This is a genomic window from Streptomyces phytophilus (genome assembly GCF_013870535.1).
In the GTDB taxonomy this organism is placed as follows: Bacteria; Actinomycetota; Actinomycetes; order Streptomycetales; family Streptomycetaceae; genus Streptomyces; species Streptomyces phytophilus.
In genome coordinates this window covers 1-1,134 of record NZ_JACBXC010001634.1, presented here as the reverse complement: position 1 = coordinate 1,134, position 1,134 = coordinate 1, and the positions used below count along the sequence as shown (strand labels likewise).

The window sequence follows — 1,134 nt, the reverse complement described above, 5'->3', positions numbered from 1 at the left end:
CAGGCGCCGCGTACCCGGCGGTGCCCATCAGCACGCCGGTGCCCGTCAGCCGCGTGGCGTCGGCCGCCCGGGCCACCCCGAAGTCGATGACGCACGGCCCGCCTGCGCCCACGATCACGTTCGACGGCTTCAGGTCCCGGTGCACGATCCCCGCCGCGTGGATCGCCTCCAGCGCCGTCGCCAGCGCGGCGGCCAGGTCCCGCAACCGCCGCTCGTCCAGCGGCCCGTGGGCCCTCAGCAGCGCGGTGAGCGTCGGCCCTTCGACGTACGCGGAGGCCAGCCAGGGCCGTGCGGCGTCCGGGTCCGCGGCCAGCAGCGCCGCCGTGCACGGGCTCGCCACCGCCCCCGCCGCCGCCACCTCCCGGGCGAACCGGACGCGGAACTCGGGGTCGCGGGCGAGGAAGGAGTGCACGACCTTGACGGCCGCCGTCCGCCCGGCGGCGTCGCGGGCGAGGAACACCTGCCCCATGGCGCCGCGGCCCAGCGATCCGGCCACGCGGTACGGGCCGAACCGCGGCCCGCCGTCCGCCCCTTGGCCACCACTCATCCGCCGCTCCTTCGCCGTCCTTCGTCTCCCGCCGCTCGGATGACAGAGACGCCCCGTACCGCCATTGGAGTTCCGGATCTTCTCCTCGGTACGAAGGCGTAACCTCGCCGCCCCTCCGGCGGATAGGAAGGCGGGACTGCCGAGTCCCCGTCAGAAGCACTCGGCAACACCGACGACGAGGAGAAACGCGTATGCGCGTATGGGCACGGGTGGCGGTCGCGATGGTCGCGGCGCCGGCGGGCGTGGGACTGCAGGGCGGAGTCGCGGCCGCAGACGAGCACTACAACGGCGGCACGGTCTCGAACGGGTCGAGCTTCGCGCTCCTGCGCACCGGGCAGATCGACGACCCGATGGAGGACGTGCTGGAGCACACCCTGCTGTTCGGCGGAGAGCACACCTGGGACTAGGGTCCGGCGGGGCTCCTGGCAGGATCGTTCCCACCATGGCGGGTCGTACGGGTACCGTGCGGGGCTAGGCCGCGGACCGCGGTAGGGCCATGACCAGCCTGGTGTCGGTACGTGACGGGTCAAGAGCGAGGGTGCACGGAATGCAGCACGCAGTGGGGGTTCCGCAGCCGCCCCAGGGCA

At 73.7% G+C, this 1,134-nt stretch carries 2 protein-coding genes; one reads left to right on the top strand and one right to left on the bottom strand.

Going from position 1 to position 1,134, the window contains the following annotated elements:
• The coding region (locus H5J30_RS34810; protein WP_181791797.1) for a serine/threonine-protein kinase at positions 1-547 on the bottom strand (547 nt) is incomplete at its 3' end.
• Positions 548-738: 191 nt separating this feature from the next.
• Between H5J30_RS34810 and H5J30_RS34805 the strand changes: the two genes are divergently transcribed.
• Positions 739-954, top strand: coding sequence for a hypothetical protein (locus tag H5J30_RS34805; RefSeq protein WP_258563690.1), 216 nt, complete (start codon positions 739-741; stop codon positions 952-954).
• Positions 955-1,134: the final 180 nt, after the last annotated feature.